Genomic DNA, 13128 nt, shown 5'->3' on the forward strand with positions numbered 1-13128 from the left:
ACTCCCTGAAAACGGGGTACCTCTTTTGTTTCGGAAATGAGGTGGTTTTTTCGTGAACATCGTGGACATGCAGAGACAGCGGTTTTCTCTCCTTCTGCAGCAGTTGGAGATTTCGCCGGAATGGATTCCGTCCCATTTTTCCGAAGGACGGATCGCCAAACTGGAAGTACATAGAAATAATCGTGAATGGATTTTTACATTTGTGCTCAAACAGCTGCTTCCCGCTGAGATTTACCTGGCGTTTACGTCCCGGCTCGAGCGGGCGTTCGCCCATCTGGCCAAAGTGGACAGCAAGATCCAATACGAAGAGAAGCCCTTGGTCGAACAAGTGGTGAACTCGTATCGCCAGGTAGTGATCAAGCAGCTGGAGCAAAAGCTGAACGGGCTTGCGGCCACCATTCGACAGGCTGATTGGCAGGTGCTGGGGGAAGAGGTAAGGATATGCCTGCCCACCGAGATGAGCGCCGAACTGGCAAAGAAAAAACAAGCGGATAAGGAATTGGCAGCCGCTTTCGCCAAAGCGACAGATACCATGCCCCATTTTACCTTTGTCATCGAGGAAAAAGCCGAGACGTATCAAGCGTTTTTTGAACAGCGTCAAGAAGAAGAGCGGGCGCTGCTTCAAGAGGTGATGAGCGCTCAAGAGGAAAAAGAGCAGGCCCAGGCGGCGCCGGAGGCGATTACCAAGCTCGTCATCGGCTATGAGATTAAGGAAGATCCGGTGCCGATCCAGCAGATCCAGGAAGAAGAACGGCGAATCGTGATCCAGGGAACAGTCTTTCAGACAGAATTGAAGGAGCTGCGCAGCGGGCGTTACTTGCTTACCTTCCAAATGACCGATTACACGGATTCGCTGTCGGTGAAGATCTTCTCCCGCGACAAAGAGGATGTGACGCTGCTCGAAGCCATTACGCCCGGAATGTGGCTGAAAGTGCGCGGCAGCGTACAGTACGACACCTTCATGCGGGAATTGGCGATGATGGCAAGCGACATCAACCAGATCGAGCAAGGCGGGCGGAAGGACACGGCGGAAGAAAAACGGGTAGAACTGCACTGCCATACGCCGATGAGTGCACTCGACGGGGTCGCTTCCGTCAAGTCGTTGATTACGACTGCAGCCAAGTGGGGACACAAGGCGATTGCCATAACCGACCACGGTGTCGTTCAGTCGTTCCCTGAGGCTTACGATATTGCCAAAAAGAACAACATCAAGTGCATCCTCGGCATGGAAGCCTATGTGGTGGAAGACGGGATCGATATCGTGTACAACCTGGACCCGGCGGGTTCAAACGATGTCAAACTGGACGAGAACACGACGTATATCGTCTTTGATACGGAGACCACCGGGTTAAATGCGGCCGAGCATACGATCATCGAGATTGCTGCGGTTAAAATGCGCGGCACGGAAATCGTCGACAAATGGACCGAATTGATCGATCCCGGGCTGGAGATCGGTCCGAAGACGACGGAGATTACAGGCATCACCAACGAAATGCTGCGCGGAAAAGAGACGATTGACGTGGTACTGCCGAGGTTTCGGGAATTTGCCGGGGACGGCATACTCGTCGCCCACAACGCCGAATTTGACCTGGGCTTCCTAAATGCCTGCGGCAAGCGAATCGGCATGGAGCCTTGGACCAACCCGGTGCTTGACACCTTGCCGCTGGCGCGCATGATCTATCCGGGGATGCGCAACTACCGGCTGGGAACGCTGGCCAAGCGGCTCAATGTGGAATTGATCAACGCTCACCGGGCGCTCGACGATACGGTAGCCTTGGCCCATGTCTTCGGATACATGCTAAAGGAGATGAAGGAGGCGGGCATCACCAGCCTCAGCGAGTGCAACGAGCGCAGCAACGCCGAGGCCGACTTCAAGAGCACCCGGCCGTTTCACGTCACCCTGCTGGCCCGGAATAAGGCTGGCCTGAAAAACCTGTACCGGCTGGTAAGCCGCTCGCACGTTGAGACCTTCTACCGCGTGCCGCGGATCATGCGCAGCCAGATCAACAAGTACAGGGAAGGCCTGCTCGTCGGAACCGCTTGTAAGGAAGGCGAGTTGTTTCAGGCTATTTTGCGGGGAAAATCGCGGGATGAGCTGGAGCAGGTGGCCCGTTTCTACGACTACATCGAACTGCAGCCGATCGAGCACTACGCGCCGCTTTTGCGCAATGAAAATATCCCGTCACTGGACGTGATAAAAAATTACCATACGCTGCTGGTGGAGATCGGCAAATCCTTGCAGAAACCGGTAGTGGCGACCGGAGATGTCCACTTTCTCAATCCGCAGGACCACGTCTTTCGCGAAGTCTTTTTGCTGTCGAAGGGCGATCCGGATGCGGACGACCAACCGCCGCTGTATTTGATGACGACCGATGAGATGCTGGAAGCCTTCAGCCACCTGGGCGAAGAGCTGGCCAGAGAGGTAGTCGTGGAGGCCCCGAATCGGATTGCGGAAATGATTGAAGAGATCAGCCCGATCCCGGACAAGCTGTATACCCCGATCATTGAGGGGGCGGACGAGGAACTGCGGACCATTTGCTACAACAAGGCCAAGCGCCTGTACGGAGATCCGCTTCCGGAAATCGTCGAGCAGCGGCTGGAAAAAGAACTGAACAGCATCATCACGCACGGTTTTGGCGTCATCTACCTGATTTCCCAGCGTCTGGTGACCAAATCGCTGTCTGATGGCTATCTGGTCGGCTCGCGGGGGTCAGTCGGCTCCTCGTTTGTCGCGACGATGTCGGACATCACCGAGGTAAACCCCCTCCCGCCGCACTACCTGTGTCCAAACTGCCAGCACAGCGAATTTATCACCGACGGTTCGATCGGCTCCGGCTTTGACCTTCCGGACAAAGACTGTCCGCGGTGCGGCCAGCGCTATGCCAAGGACGGCCAGGACATCCCGTTCGAGACCTTCCTCGGCTTTAAAGGGGACAAAGTACCCGATATCGACTTGAATTTTTCCGGGGATTACCAGCCGCGGGCCCACAAGTACACCCAGGAGCTGTTCGGGGTGGACAACGTCTTCCGCGCTGGAACGATCGGCACCGTAGCGGAGAAAACGGCCTACGGATACGTCCGCAAGTTTGCCGAGGAGCGGGGCAAAGTGCTGCGCGGAGCCGAAATTACCCGGCTCGTCCAAGGCTGTACAGGGGTAAAACGGACGACAGGTCAGCATCCCGGCGGCATAATCGTCCTGCCCGACTACATGGAAATTGAAGATTTTTGTCCCATCCAATACCCTGCCGACGACAACCAGTCAGAATGGCGGACGACCCACTTCGACTTCCATTCGATTCACGACAACCTGTTGAAACTGGACATTCTCGGGCACGACGATCCGACGGTCATTCGGATGCTGCAGGACTTGACAGGCATCGATCCGAAGACCATCCCGCTCGACGATCCAAAGACGATGTCCATCTTCAGCACGACGGAAGCGCTAGGCGTGACACCGGAGCAGATCCGCACGAATATGGGCACGCTCGGCATACCGGAATTCGGGACCAAATTCGTTCGCCAGATGCTCGAAGATACCAAACCGACCACCTTTGCTGAATTGGTGCAGATTTCCGGTTTGTCACACGGTACGGACGTCTGGCTGAACAACGCTCAGGAACTGATCAGAAACGGGACCTGCAAACTGTCCGATGTGATCGGCTGCCGCGACGACATCATGGTCTACTTGATCTATAAGGGTCTGGAGCCGTCCCGGGCGTTTAAGATCATGGAGTCGGTGCGCAAGGGGAAAGGGGTAAGCGAAGAGGATCAGGAAGAGATGCGCAAGAACAACGTACCCGATTGGTACATCGACTCCTGCCAGAAGATCAAGTACATGTTCCCGAAAGCCCACGCCACCGCTTACGTCATGATGGCCGTTCGGATCGCCTACTTCAAGGTCCACCATCCGCTGCCGTTCTACGCGACGTATTTCTCGGTTCGGGCGGACGACTTCGACATCCCGCTGATGGTCAAAGGCGGGCCGGCGATCAGGCAGAAGATCGAGGAGATCGAAGGGAAGGGGCATGAAGCGCCGCCGAAGGAAAAAGCGCTGTTGACCGTATTGGAAATGGCGCTGGAGATGGTCGAACGGGGATTTCGCTTTCAAAATGTCGACCTGTACCGCTCGGATGCGACCCGCTTTCTCATCGACGGGGACAGCCTGCTGGCCCCCTTCAACGCCCTCCCGGGACTCGGCACCAATGCCGCGCTCAGCATCGTGAAAGCGCGGGAGGAAGGGGAGTTCCTCTCCAAGGAGGATCTCTTGAACCGCTCGCGCATCTCCAAAACGATTCTGGAATACCTGGAAGAACAGGGAGCGCTGAAAGGGCTGCCCGACTCCAACCAGCTCAGTCTGTTTTGATTGGAAAACGGGGGGAGCTTTGCGTTTCCAGATGTATCGCGGTTGTCCGGTTGCCTTGAGGTAGATGTTATGCTATAATTTTTTTGGAAATACTGGTGATACACGACGATGGAGAGTGGGGAAACCCACTCTTTCTTTCTGGGTGAATTCGCGTATGGAAATGTGAGGGAGGTACTTGTGAGTAAAGTAACGGAAATCGTAGCTGATCTGCTGACGCCAATTCTGGAAGAAATGAACCTGGAATTGGTGGAGGTTGAATACAAAAAAGAGGGAAGCAACTGGTTCCTCCGGGTCTATATTGACAATGAAACAGGTACGATTGACATCGACGACTGCGGGACGGTAAGCGAGCGGCTGAGCCAACGCTTGGACGAAGTGGATCCGATTCCCAACGCCTATTTTCTCGAAGTATCGTCTCCAGGTGCGGAGCGTCCGCTGCGAAAAGAAAAAGACTTTTACAAAGCCGTCGGCAAACACGTGCATGTCGTCACCAAAGCAGAGATTAATGGGCATACGATTTTCGAAGGGGAACTCACCGAGTTTGACGGTGTGCAGTTGACGGTGAAAGAAGCCAAACAAACGCACTCCATTCCGCTGGAGTTAATCGACACGGCCCGTATGGCTGTCGTCTTTTAGTTGTCGAAAGGAGGAGGCTGCATCAAAATGAATGCCGAGTTTATTGATGCACTTAATGAAATTGAAAGAGAAAAGGGAATCGCCAAAGAAGTACTGATCGAAGCGATTGAAGCCGCACTGATCTCCGGCTACAAGCGCAACTTCAACTCAGCGCAAAACGTGCGGGTTGACGTCAACCGCTTTACCGGTCAGGTTCGCGTCTTTGCCCGCAAGGAAGTAGTGGAGGAAGTGCTCGATCCGCGGTTGGAAATTTCGCTCGAAGCCGCTCAAGAGATCGATCCCAACTACCGGCTGGAAGACATCGTGGAAATCGAGGTGACTCCGCGGGATTTTGGCCGGATCGCTGCCCAAACGGCAAAACAGGTGGTCACGCAGCGCATTCGCGAGGCCGAACGAGGACTTATTTACAGTGAGTTCATTGAACGCGAAGACGACATTGTTACCGGAGTGGTGCAACGTCAGGACGCCAGGGCCTACTACATTGACCTGGGCAAAGTGGAGGCAGTCATGCCGCTGACGGAAAAAATGCCGACCGACAATTTTAAACCGCAGGATCGGATTAAAGCATACATTATCAAGGTGGAAAAGACGACGAAAGGACCGCAAATCGTCGTCTCGCGGACTCATCCGGGGCTGTTGAAACGGCTGTTCGAACTGGAGGTTCCAGAGATTTTCGACGGTGTGGTCGAGATTAAATCGGTGGCCCGTGAAGCCGGCGACCGCTCTAAAATTGCCGTTCACTCGATCAATCCGGAAGTCGATCCGGTGGGTGCCTGCGTCGGACCCAAAGGGATGCGGGTACAGGCGATCGTCAATGAGTTGAAAGGCGAAAAAATCGATATCGTCCGCTGGTCTGAAGACCCTGCAGAATACGTTGCAAATGCTCTCAGCCCGTCAAAAGTCGTCTATGTGGACGTCAACGCAGCGGAGAAAGTGACCAGGGTGATCGTTCCCGACTACCAGTTGTCGCTGGCGATTGGCAAACGGGGGCAAAACGCCAGATTGGCGGCCAAATTGACCGGTTGGAAAATAGACATAAAGAGTGAAAGCCAGGCGGAACAAGAGGGGATCGCCTATCCCAAAACCGCCTTAAACGAAGAAACGGTGGATGTTGATCTGCAATGAAAAAGAAGAAGATTCCATTGCGCAAGTGCATCGTTTGCCAGGAGATGCACCCCAAAAAGGAACTGCTCCGCGTCGTCAGAACTCCCGATGAACGGATTGTCATCGATTTGACGGGAAGAGCAGCCGGCAGAGGGACGTATGTGTGCCGTCGGGAAACATGCATGACTCCGGATACATTTGCATCCGGAAAGTGGAAGAAAGTGTTGGAACGTGCGTTAAATATGACCATTTCACAAGAACAGTACGATCAATTCCGCAGCGATTGGATGGAGTTGATCGACAAGTGAATAAAAAGCTGGGACAACTGCTCGGAATTGCCATGCGCGCTCGCAAAATCGTCACTGGTGAGGAGCTGGTGATCCGCGCAATCCGGACGAAGCGGGCGCATCTGGTACTGTTGGCTTCCGATGCATCCAGCAATACAGCCAAGAAAGTGTCAGATAAATGCTCGTACTACGGTGTACCGTTCTGTATGTTGTTTGATCGATACGAGATCGGGCGCGCCATCGGCAAAGACGCACGAGTTGCCGTCGCAGTCGTGGATGCCCAGATCGCTGATCGCATCCAACACTTTCTTCACACACCTAATTCTTGAGAGGTGATTGTATGAAGACACGCGTGTACGAATACGCAAAAAAGCACAACATGAGTAGTAAGGAGATTCTCACCCTGCTCAAGCGGTTAAATATAGATGTCGCCAATCACATGAGCATCATGGATGAGGCGACGATTGCAAAGGTAGAGCAGCATTTGGAGAAGCTGCGCAACTCCGCCCGCGCGGATAAAACAGCAACGTCCGCTCCGCAAGTGGCAGTCGCTGCTTCGGACAGGGCGAAAAACCCTTCCGGCAATGCAGCAGATAAGGCGAAATCAAGCCCGGAGAGAACGGATAAACGAGGTCAAACACAAGGCAAGGCTGACGCTAATCGCCATAACGGCAAGGGAAAGCCTCAGCATGGGGAAAAGCGCGGCCAGCAGCAAAATCAGGGGAAAAATCAGGAGCGCAAACCAAACCATATGAAAAATCATAAACAGACAAAACCAACCGATCGAAACAGAGAAGAAACCCAAGGGATTCAGGGCAGCCAAGATACGTCGGCAAAGAAAGAGATCGACGATTATGAGGACAAGGTGAACATTCCCGCAAAAGTCTCCACCGAAAAGCGGGAAAAAATCAAGAAGAGCCCCAGCGGCAAGAAAACCTTTGAGGAGACGAAGAAAAACCAGCCGTTTAACAAGCAAAATCCTCGCCGTCAGGACCGCCGCAATCAGAATCAATCTCGCGAACAACAGCGGCCTGCCGCCGAACCGCCAAGCAAAATCGTCTTTACCGAGTCGCTTACGGTCGGCGAGCTGGCGAAAAAACTTCGCAAGGAACCGGCTGAGATCATCAAAAAGCTGTTCCTCCTCGGCATTATGGCGACGATTAACCAGGATCTTGAAAAAGAGGCCATCGAGTTGATCTGCGCCGAGTACAATGTAGAAGTGGAAGAGAAGATCATCATCGACGAAACCAACTTCGAGACGATTGAGGAGACGGACAATCCCGAAGATTTGCTGGAGCGTCCGCCGGTCGTGACGATTATGGGACACGTTGACCACGGGAAGACGACGCTGCTTGACGCGATCCGCTCGACCAACGTCGTCGCCGGAGAAGCAGGCGGGATTACCCAGCACATCGGTGCGTATCAGGTAGAGATCAAAGGCAAAAAGATCACCTTCCTGGATACACCTGGCCACGCCGCCTTCACGACGATGCGTGCCCGAGGAGCGCAGATTACGGATATCACCGTTCTCGTCGTGGCAGCAGATGACGGCGTCATGCCGCAAACCGTCGAGGCGATCAGCCACGCGAAAGCAGCCAACGTGCCGATCATCGTGGCTGTCAACAAGATTGACAAACCCGAAGCCAACCCGGATCGGATCAAACAGGAGCTGACCGAGTACGGTCTGGTTGCGGAAGAATGGGGCGGCGATACGATCTTCTGTCCGCTTTCCGCCAAACAGCGCACCGGCATTGAGGAGCTTTTGGAGTACATTCTGCTGGTGGCAGAGGTACAGGAACTGAAAGCCAACCCCAACAAGCGGGCTCGCGGTACGGTGGTCGAAGCCGAACTGGACAAAGGGCGTGGACCGGTCGCGACTGTCCTGGTGCAGCACGGAACGCTGAAAGTCGGCGACCCGATTGTCGTCGGTTCCACCTTTGGACGCGTACGCGCTATGGTGAACGACAAAGGCCGGCGGATCAAGGAAGCGGCCCCGTCCACACCGGTGGAAATTACCGGCTTAAACGACGTGCCGCAGGCGGGTGACCAATTTATGGTGTTTGAGGACGAGAAAAAGGCCCGCTCGATTGGGGAAGCACGGGCGGCCAAGCAGCGGGAGTCCGAACGCAGAGCCAATACGCGGGTATCGCTTGACGATCTGTTCCAACACATTCAGGAGGGCGATATCAAAGAGCTCAACCTGATCGTCAAAGCAGACGTACAAGGGTCTGTGGAAGCGATGCGAAGTTCGTTGGAAAAAATCGATGTAAACGGAACGCGGGTCAAAATCATTCACACCGGCGTCGGAGCCATTACCGAATCCGATGTTACATTGGCAAATGCGTCCAATGCGATCATCATCGGGTTTAACGTAAGACCAGAGCCAAATGCGCGCAATATGGCGGAACAGGAAAAAATCGACATACGGCTGCACCGGGTTATCTATAGTGTAATTGAAGAGATTGAAGCAGCGTTGAAAGGCATGCTTGATCCGGTGTACAAGGAAGCGGTTATCGGTCAGGCCGAAATTCGTCAAGTGTTCAGAGTGTCCAAAGTGGGCAACATCGCCGGCTGCTACGTAACGGAAGGCAAGCTTACCCGCGACGCAGGAGCCCGCCTGATCCGCGACGGCGTCGTCATTTACGAAGGGAAACTGGATACGTTGAAACGCTTTAAAGACGATGCGAAAGAAGTTGCGGCCGGGTATGAGTGCGGTCTTACCCTGGAGCGCTTCGGCGATATTAAAGAGGGCGACATTATTGAGGCGTTTGTGATGGAGGAAGTGAAGGCCTGATGGTTGGGGTGGCACGAGTGGAATTGCATCTGCCCGCTTGCCAGAACCTGAAGGATAAACGCGCGATCGTGAAGAGCGCCATTCATCGCCTGCGCGGCAAATTTAATGTTTCCGTAGCGGAAATGACCTATCTGGAGCAATGGCAGCGTACCGAATTGGTAATCGCTGCCGTTGCCAATGACATGGCTTTTTTACAAAGAGAGCTGGCCGCCTGCGTCCGCTTTGTCGAGAACACGCCGGATGTCGAGTTGATCCGCAGCGAAACGGAATACTACGACTAGGCCCTGCTGGAGGTGAACGAACATGAGCATGAATAAAACGAGAATGAACCGCGTGGGGGAGGAAATCAAAAAAGAGCTTAGCCTTATCCTGCAGCGAGGGATGAAGGATCCTCGCATCGGCTTTGTCACGGTAACCGGAGTGGAAGTGACGAACGATCTGCAGCAGGCAAAAGTCTTCGTCAGCGTATTTGGCAGCCCTGAGCAGCGGGAAGCGAGCCTTGCCGGACTGCAGAAGGCCAAGGGTTACCTGCGCACGGAGATCGGCCGGCGGATCCAGCTGCGCCACGTGCCCGATCTCATTTTTAAATTGGATGAATCCATCGACTACGGCAATAAGATCGAGTCCATCCTGCGCAAGATATCCGTTCAAGAGGAGGACAAGGGATGAGCGAGTACACCGCTGAGCTTCAGGATGCTGCCCGGTTTATGCGGGAACACGACGACTTCCTGATTATCTCCCACGTCAGTCCGGACGGCGATACGACAGGATCGGCTCTGGCAGTCGGATTGATGCTGGAGCAGTTGGGCAAGCGCTGTACGTTGGTTAACGAAGGGGAGACACCAGCGAAATTCGGTTTTTTGCCGGGGTGTGAACGGATTGTCAACCTCCGGGAGCAGCCGCTGGGCAGGATGTTTTCCCACGTCATTGCCGTTGACGCCGCAGATTCCAAACGGATTGGCGAGGCGGCTTCCTTGCTTTCGCCGGACGCCCGGATCGTCAACATCGATCATCATCCCACCAACGACCGCTTCGGTCAGGTGAACGTCATCCGCACGGATGCCGCTGCTACTGCGGAGATTATATACGAACTGGCGGCCGCCGGCCAGTTTCCCATAGACGAATCGATCGCCACCTGCCTCTACACGGGTTTGCTTACCGATACGGGAGGATTTCGCTATTCCAACACCACATCCCGCGTGATGGAGATTGCTGCCCGCCTGCTTGCCTACGGCATCAAGCCGGGCGAGATCGCAGAACGCTGTCTTGAATCAATCACGCTGGAGCACGTGCACCTGCTTAAGAGGGCTCTCGGGGCGCTGTCTCTTCACTACAACAACCGGGTTGCCGCACTGAAAGTGAGTCATGCCGATCTGGCAGAAACGAACGCTGCGCCAGACGACCTGAGCGGCCTGGTCAACTACGGGCGCAATATCGAGGGAGTAGAGGTCGGCGTCCTGCTGACGGAAAACGCGCCTGGGGTCGTCAAGGTAAGCCTTCGCTCCCGCAGTCTTGTCGACGTCGCCGAGATCGCCAAAAGCCTTGGAGGCGGCGGTCACGCTCGCGCCGCGGGCTGTACGCTCAAGGGCGGCCTGGAGCAGGCGGAAGGGCTCGTGCTCGCCAAGCTCGGCGAGGCGCTGGCAGGAGTGGGGCTTTGTGACTGATCCAAGCGGTGTTCTCATCTTACATAAACCGGCGGGGATGACCTCACACGACTGCGTGTCCCGCGTACGCCGCTTGTTTCAAACCAAGAAGGTGGGCCACATCGGGACGCTTGACCCGGACGTGACGGGCGTCCTGCCGATCTGCATCGGCAAGGCGACGCGGATCGTCGAATACCTGCAGGATTTGCCGAAAGCGTATGAGGCGGTCCTGCGGCTCGGCATGTCGACGACGACTGAAGACGCGGCGGGAGAAGCGATCGATGTCAGTCCCGTGGATCCATCGGCGATTACCCCCGAACGCGTTCGTTCCCTGTTCGAGCAGTTTACCGGAGAGATCGAGCAGGTTCCGCCGATGTACTCGGCGGTAAAAGTAAACGGCAAACGGCTGCACCAGTTCGCAAGGCAGGGACAGGTGGTGGAAAGAGCGCCCCGCAAGGTGACGATTTACCAACTGCTGCTGCACCATATTGACTATGCCGATTCAATCGACATTTCATTTTACTGCCGCTGCTCCAAGGGCACGTACATCCGCACCCTCTGTGTTGACCTGGGCGCCGCCCTGGGCTATCCTGCCCATATGGCCCGGCTGGTCCGGGTCGAGAGCGGCTCGTTTCGGTTGGAGCAAGCAGTCACGCTGGAGTCCCTCGAAACCCTGCGGCAAGGCGGAGAAGACCTGTCCGGGGTACTGGTCAGCATCGATGAGGCGCTTTCGTTTCTGCCCCGCTGGGAGGTCCCGGAGCATCGCCGAAAAGCAGTCTTGAATGGATTGGAAACGGCTTTGCTCAACGCGGAGTATCCGGAAGGAACCCTGATTCGGCTGTACGCGGGCGATGCGCTGCTCGGGATCCACCGGGTTTGCATGGGGCCACGTGGGCCTTTTGCCAAAGCAGAAAAAGTCTTTCAGTCTTGAGGTGGGAAAGTGAAAACGATTCGACTCTCATACCCTTTGCCAGCCGTGCTTGACGCTGGCCCTTGTTCCCTGGCGCTGGGCTATTTCGACGGTGTGCACATCGGGCATCGCCGCGTGATTCAGAAGGCGATTGACGTGGCGGCATTGAGCGGCTGGCGGAGCGCCGTGATGACATTCGATCCGCATCCGCGGGAAGTGCTGGGTCAAACGGGGTATACTCGCTATTTGACACCGCTTGAAGAAAAGTTGGAACAGATCGAAAAAATGGGCGTAGATATCGTCTATATCGTCACGTTTGACATTCCCTTTTCGTCGATTTATCCGGAAGATTTCATTAACGAGTTCCTGCTTCCGCTCCAGGTCAAGCACGTCGTCGTCGGGTTTGACTATACCTTTGGCTACCGGGGGATGGGAACGGCCCTTACGCTGCAGGAAAAGAGCGCTGGACGGTACGGGCTGGACATCATCGGACCGGTCAACCGCCTTGGTGAAAAGGTGAGCAGCACGGTCATTCGCGAATACCTGCACGACGGGGACGTCGAACAGGCACGCCTCCTGCTGGGCAGGCCGTACAAGGTGAAAGGCACGGTCGTTCACGGGGACAAGCGCGGTCGTCAGATCGGTTTTCCGACAGCCAACATCCGGGTAGACAGGCCGTATCTGATCGGGAAAAACGGCGTCTACGGCGTCCGCTTTACACTCGAAGGAAGGACTTATCACGGTGTGATGAACGTCGGCATCAAGCCCACATTCGAGCTGGAAAAGAAGCAAAAGTCGCTGGAAGTTCACTTGTTCGACTTTGACGAGGACATCTACGGAAAAGAAGTCGAAGTGGAATTTCTCTTTTTCATGCGGGACGAGCAGAAATTTGCCGGGGTGGAGTCGCTGATTGCCCAGATTGAACAGGATGTGGCGCAGGCCCGGCGGCGCCTGGCGACGGAAGCGTTTTAAGCCAGCAGAAATTCTTTACTTCTGCCAAACCCTTGTGCTATAATCTCTTTGTTGTTGTGCCAACCACAGCTTGGTTTACCGACTCTCACCGGCGGAGACTCGGCTGTTGGGGATTTTTGTAGGGAGGTGAGTTGAGATGGCGATTTCACAAGAACGCAAGACACAGTTGATCAATGAATTCCGCACGCACGAAAGCGACACCGGTTCGCCGGAAGTGCAGATTGCGATTCTGACCGAGAACATCAACAACTTGAACGAGCATTTGCGCACGCACAAGAAAGACCACCACAGCCGTCGTGGTTTGTTGAAAATGGTTGGTCAACGCCGTAACTTGTTAAATTACTTGAAAAACCAAGACGTTGCCCGTTACCGTACGCTGGTAGACAAACTGGGTCTGCGTCGCTAATAGCAACGGAAAA

Annotated in this window: 12 protein-coding genes; all 12 read left to right on the forward strand. The window is 54.9% G+C overall.

Annotated elements, in window-relative coordinates:
- Positions 1–67: 67 nt before the first annotated feature.
- The 12 genes from HGBM_RS00565 (at position 68) to rpsO (ending at position 13115) form a co-directional block, all read left to right on the forward strand.
- Positions 68–4363 carry a PolC-type DNA polymerase III gene (locus tag HGBM_RS00565; RefSeq protein ID WP_390620947.1) on the forward strand — a complete coding sequence of 1432 codons (4296 nt, stop codon included), beginning with the start codon at positions 68–70 and terminating at the stop codon, positions 4361–4363.
- Between the two features lie 177 nt (positions 4364–4540).
- Positions 4541–4999 carry a ribosome maturation factor RimP gene (gene rimP, locus HGBM_RS00570; protein WP_019119159.1) on the forward strand — a complete coding sequence of 153 codons (459 nt, stop codon included), beginning with the start codon at positions 4541–4543 and terminating at the stop codon, positions 4997–4999.
- Positions 5000–5026: 27 nt separating this feature from the next.
- Positions 5027–6124, forward strand: coding sequence for a transcription termination factor NusA (gene nusA / locus HGBM_RS00575; protein WP_019119160.1), 1098 nt, complete (start codon positions 5027–5029; stop codon positions 6122–6124).
- Positions 6121–6411 (forward strand): RNase P modulator RnpM, encoded by a 291-nt coding sequence (gene rnpM / locus HGBM_RS31405; protein ID WP_019119161.1) that lies wholly within the window; start codon positions 6121–6123, stop codon positions 6409–6411. The genes nusA and rnpM overlap by 4 nt, the downstream gene beginning before the upstream one ends.
- Positions 6408–6719: a YlxQ family RNA-binding protein gene (locus HGBM_RS31410; RefSeq protein WP_019119162.1), complete on the forward strand. Its 312-nt coding sequence runs from the start codon at positions 6408–6410 to the stop codon at positions 6717–6719. Before rnpM ends, HGBM_RS31410 begins: the two co-directional genes overlap by 4 nt.
- Positions 6720–6730: 11 nt before the next feature.
- Positions 6731–9184 carry a translation initiation factor IF-2 gene (gene infB / locus HGBM_RS00590; protein ID WP_019119163.1) on the forward strand — a complete coding sequence of 818 codons (2454 nt, stop codon included), beginning with the start codon at positions 6731–6733 and terminating at the stop codon, positions 9182–9184.
- Entirely contained in the window at positions 9184–9465 is a 282-nt protein-coding gene (locus tag HGBM_RS00595) for a DUF503 domain-containing protein (protein WP_019119164.1), read from the forward strand. The genes infB and HGBM_RS00595 overlap by 1 nt, the downstream gene beginning before the upstream one ends.
- A 28-nt stretch (positions 9466–9493) precedes the next feature.
- The gene (gene rbfA, locus HGBM_RS00600; protein WP_026074104.1) at positions 9494–9853 is read left to right on the forward strand and encodes a 30S ribosome-binding factor RbfA; all 360 of its coding nucleotides are present in this window, start codon (positions 9494–9496) and stop codon (positions 9851–9853) included.
- A complete protein-coding gene (locus tag HGBM_RS00605) occupies positions 9850–10848 on the forward strand; it encodes a DHH family phosphoesterase (RefSeq protein WP_019119166.1) in 999 nt (332 codons plus the stop codon). Before rbfA ends, HGBM_RS00605 begins: the two co-directional genes overlap by 4 nt.
- On the forward strand, positions 10841–11758 hold the full coding sequence (gene truB, locus HGBM_RS00610) for a tRNA pseudouridine(55) synthase TruB (protein ID WP_019119167.1): 918 nt from the start codon (positions 10841–10843) through the stop codon (positions 11756–11758). The genes HGBM_RS00605 and truB overlap by 8 nt, the downstream gene beginning before the upstream one ends.
- 9 nt (positions 11759–11767) lie before the next feature.
- The gene (locus HGBM_RS00615; protein WP_019119168.1) at positions 11768–12709 is read left to right on the forward strand and encodes a bifunctional riboflavin kinase/FAD synthetase; all 942 of its coding nucleotides are present in this window, start codon (positions 11768–11770) and stop codon (positions 12707–12709) included.
- 136 nt (positions 12710–12845) lie between these two features.
- Positions 12846–13115 carry a 30S ribosomal protein S15 gene (rpsO, locus tag HGBM_RS00620; protein ID WP_019119169.1) on the forward strand — a complete coding sequence of 90 codons (270 nt, stop codon included), beginning with the start codon at positions 12846–12848 and terminating at the stop codon, positions 13113–13115.
- Positions 13116–13128: the final 13 nt, after the last annotated feature.

Origin of the sequence: Brevibacillus massiliensis (assembly GCF_000311785.1) — a bacterium.
GTDB lineage: Bacteria > Bacillota > Bacilli > Brevibacillales > Brevibacillaceae > Brevibacillus_C > Brevibacillus_C massiliensis.

Bases quoted from the DNA above. Each gene is read 5' to 3' on its own strand.
- HGBM_RS00565 (WP_390620947.1), top strand. From the start codon at position 68: ATGCAGAGACAGCGGTTTTCTCTCCTTCTGCAGCAGTTGGAGATTTCG.
- nusA (WP_019119160.1), top strand. From the start codon at position 5,027: ATGAATGCCGAGTTTATTGATGCACTTAATGAAATTGAAAGAGAAAAG.
- rnpM (WP_019119161.1), top strand. From the start codon at position 6,121: ATGAAAAAGAAGAAGATTCCATTGCGCAAGTGCATCGTTTGCCAGGAG.
- infB (WP_019119163.1), top strand. From the start codon at position 6,731: ATGAAGACACGCGTGTACGAATACGCAAAAAAGCACAACATGAGTAGT.
- HGBM_RS00595 (WP_019119164.1), top strand. From the start codon at position 9,184: ATGGTTGGGGTGGCACGAGTGGAATTGCATCTGCCCGCTTGCCAGAAC.
- rbfA (WP_026074104.1), top strand. From the start codon at position 9,494: ATGAATAAAACGAGAATGAACCGCGTGGGGGAGGAAATCAAAAAAGAG.
- HGBM_RS00605 (WP_019119166.1), top strand. From the start codon at position 9,850: ATGAGCGAGTACACCGCTGAGCTTCAGGATGCTGCCCGGTTTATGCGG.
- rpsO (WP_019119169.1), top strand. From the start codon at position 12,846: ATGGCGATTTCACAAGAACGCAAGACACAGTTGATCAATGAATTCCGC.